The organism is Parvibaculum sp., from assembly GCF_040882025.1.
Lineage (GTDB): Bacteria > Pseudomonadota > Alphaproteobacteria > Parvibaculales > Parvibaculaceae > Parvibaculum.
Genome location: NZ_JBBECC010000047.1, coordinates 1 through 2,966 on the forward strand (window position 1 = coordinate 1; position 2,966 = coordinate 2,966).

A 2,966-nucleotide genomic window follows, 5' to 3' on the forward strand; every position below is an offset into this window, starting at 1 on the left:
GCCGTTCGATCATGGCGCGCATCGGCTATGTTTTTGCCCAAGGCGCTTTTCGCGCATTGTCAAAGAAGCTCGACCCCCGCGCGTCGAACGGCGCAGTGTTTCTCGGCCTTAACGGGCTTGTCGTGAAGAGTCATGGCGGAACCGACGCGACGGGCTTTGCGGCCGCTATCGACGTCGCGGTCGATGTCGCGTCCGCCGATCTTGTCAGCAAGATTATCGCCGATCTCAGCCTGCTCAATGGCTTCGGAAAAGGCGCGGCCGGACAGAACGAAAACACAAACACACCGGAATCCGAGGCAGTTCTTTCGTGAGTAAAATCAGAACGATTATCGCTGGCACCGGCAGCTATCTGCCGGCCCGCGTGATGACCAATGACGACCTGTCGAAAATCGTCGATACGACAGACGAGTGGATTGTCGAGCGTACAGGCATTCACCGCCGGCATATCGCAGCCGATGGCGAGCTGACGTCGCATCTCGCATTGGCGGCGGCGCGGGCCGCGATTGCGGATGCGGGCATCGATGCCCAGGAGATCGATACGATCATTCTGGCAACAACCACACCGGACAATACCTTTCCGGCGACGGCTGTCACGGTGCAGGCCGAGCTCGGCCTTTATCACGGTGCGGCTTTCGACATCCAGGCGGTCTGTTCGGGCTTCGTCTACGCGCTCACCATTGCCGATACGTTCATTCGTACCGGCCAGTCGAAAACGGCCCTGGTGATCGGCGCCGAGACCTTTTCGCGGCTGCTCGACTGGACCGACCGCACGACCTGCGTGCTATTTGGCGACGGCGCGGGCGCGGTGGTGGTCCAGGGGGCGGAAGGCGCGGGGACGAATGCGGATCGTGGCGTGCTGACCGCGCATCTTCATTCGGACGGGCGCTACAAGGAAAAGCTCTATGTCGATGGCGGGCCTTCGTCGACGCAATCGACCGGCTACGTCCGTATGGAAGGGCGTGAGGTTTTCCGTCACGCGGTTGTCAATATCGCCGAGGCGATCAATGAGTCGCTGGCGGCGACCGGGCTGACCGCCGACCAGATCGACTGGTTCGTGCCGCACCAGGCCAACAAGCGCATTCTCGACGGAACGGCCAAGCGCATCGGGCTGCCGCCCGAGAAGGTGGTGCTGACGGTTGCCGACCAAGGAAATACCTCGGCGGCCTCGGTGCCGCTGGCGCTCGATACGGCGGTCAAGGACGGCCGAATCAAGAGGGGCGATCTTGTACTGCTGGAGGCGATGGGTGGCGGTTTTACCTGGGGTTCGGTGCTGCTCCGGTTTTAGCCCCGAAAGCTGCCGGATACTGGAAGGTTTCTCGAATCTCGTACCTGAGAAAAATCGCCCATCCTATTGATATTGACGGGTTTCCGGTGGGGCAATAGGCTTCGGGTGAAACTACAGAGGTGGAGGCCATGGGGGAAACTGTCACGCGCGCGCAATTGAGCGAGGCGGTCTATCAGGAAGTCGGATTGTCGCGGAACGAGTCGGCGGAGCTGGTGGAACTGGTGCTGTCCCAGATTTCGGACAGTCTGGCGCAGGGCGATACCGTGAAACTGTCGTCGTTCGGATCGTTCTCGGTACGGAAGAAAGGCGGCCGGATGGGCCGCAATCCGAAAACCGGCGAGGAAGTGCCGATCAAGCCGCGGCGCGTGCTTGTGTTCCGGCCGAGCCATGTGCTCAAGGAACGTATCAACGGCTCGCTCAACGGCAAGTCGGCTGCGGCCGACTAAAGCGGCGGAGCGTCGTCTTTGAGCAGATCCGCGTTCATCCATCGTGTTCGGGAAGGTCAGCAGGGACCTGATTTGACGATACAAAAGTCAGCGGATGCCTTTCGAACAATCAGCGAGGTCGCAACCGAGCTCGATGTGCCTCAGCATGTGCTGCGCTTTTGGGAGAGCAAGTTCAACCAGATCAGGCCGCTGAAGCGCGGCGGCGGGCGGCGCTACTACCGGCCGGAGGATGTGGACCTGTTGAGGGGCGTCCGGACGCTTCTCTACAATGACGGCTACACCATCAAGGGTGTTCAGAAAGTCTTTCGGGAACAAGGCGTTAAGTTCGTCACCGAGACCGGCAAGGGGATGGTCGACGCCTCGCTTGCCGAGCTTGCGCGCGAGGCTGTCGAGCGCGGCGACGCCGAAGAACGCGACGGCGTCGAGCGGCCGATCAAGGGCGCCGGACGCAAGCGGCTGGCGGTGCTGCTGGAAGATCTGATTTCGCTCAAGGACGAGATCGACGAGACGCTCTGGGCGGATGAGGAAGAGGAGGGGTGAGGCCCTTCAAAAATAACGGAAAAAGCCCGGTTTGAGCCGTTGCCGCGATAGGGGGCTGCGTCTATAGTCCGCGCCGCCCGAGGGGTCCGTCCCCGCCGGTCCGGTCGGAGCGTAGCGCAGCCCGGTAGCGCACTTGTCTGGGGGACAAGGGGTCGTCGGTTCGAATCCGGCCGCTCCGACCAATTATTGCCATGCCTCAAGGAGTTAGCCGATGATCGACGCCATTCTCCCGATCGTTCTTTTCCTCGTCGTCGTCTTTGTGCTCAACAAGGTTGTGACAGGCCGTTTCGGCTGATACCCCCCTCTGTCACGGAACTGTCAAAAAACTGTCACAAATGACCTGGGCGACGGTCGCGCGCAGGTGAAGGCGGGCCGCCGGGGCGGGGATAAAAAATACTTATCCCCGGTTTCAGGCGGCGTCGGGACGCACCATCCAGACGATCAGATATTTCGCCGGGAAGGCCCATGCGATGCCGGCGGCCAGGTAGTAGAAAAACTGCACCGCGCCGTTCTCCGGCAGGTGGCCGCTGACGGCGACCGTCATCACCAGAAACGAATAGAGCGTCAGGCCGATCAACAGCACGACGGTGCCGATGAGTTTTCGTGTGCGGATGCCGAGACGCATGGGAACCCCGAATGGCCGACCGGTTTGGCGAGGCCTTCCGATTAGCCCATTCGGCGCGGCCTGCATAGAG

General features: G+C 61.4%; 4 protein-coding genes, 1 tRNA gene and 1 pseudogene. 5 read left to right on the forward strand and 1 reads right to left on the reverse strand.

What is annotated here, in order from left to right:
- The 5 genes and pseudogenes from WEB61_RS03000 to WEB61_RS03020 all read left to right on the forward strand — a co-directional run.
- Window positions 1–311 (forward strand): annotated as a pseudogene (locus tag WEB61_RS03000) (phosphate acyltransferase); the annotation flags it as partial.
- Window positions 308–1,285, forward strand: coding sequence for a beta-ketoacyl-ACP synthase III (locus WEB61_RS03005; RefSeq protein WP_368062845.1), 978 nt, complete (start codon window positions 308–310; stop codon window positions 1,283–1,285). The pseudogene WEB61_RS03000 and the gene WEB61_RS03005, both read left to right, overlap by 4 nt.
- Window positions 1,286–1,404: 119 nt before the next feature.
- Window positions 1,405–1,731, forward strand: a complete 327-nt coding sequence (locus WEB61_RS03010; protein ID WP_368062846.1) for an integration host factor subunit alpha — start codon at window positions 1,405–1,407, stop codon at window positions 1,729–1,731.
- Window positions 1,732–1,803: 72 nt separating this feature from the next.
- A complete protein-coding gene (locus WEB61_RS03015) occupies window positions 1,804–2,271 on the forward strand; it encodes a MerR family transcriptional regulator (RefSeq protein WP_368062847.1) in 468 nt (155 codons plus the stop codon).
- A gap of 105 nt (window positions 2,272–2,376) precedes the next feature.
- Window positions 2,377–2,453, forward strand: a tRNA-Pro gene (locus tag WEB61_RS03020).
- Between the two features lie 227 nt (window positions 2,454–2,680).
- Here the strand turns inward: WEB61_RS03020 and WEB61_RS03025 are convergent.
- A complete protein-coding gene (locus tag WEB61_RS03025; RefSeq protein ID WP_368062848.1) occupies window positions 2,681–2,896 on the reverse strand; it encodes a DUF2842 domain-containing protein in 216 nt (71 codons plus the stop codon).
- Between the last annotated feature and the right edge of the window lie 70 nt (window positions 2,897–2,966).

Bases quoted from the DNA above. Each gene is read 5' to 3' on its own strand.
- WEB61_RS03025 (WP_368062848.1), bottom strand. From the start codon at position 2,896: ATGCGTCTCGGCATCCGCACACGAAAACTCATCGGCACCGTCGTGCTG.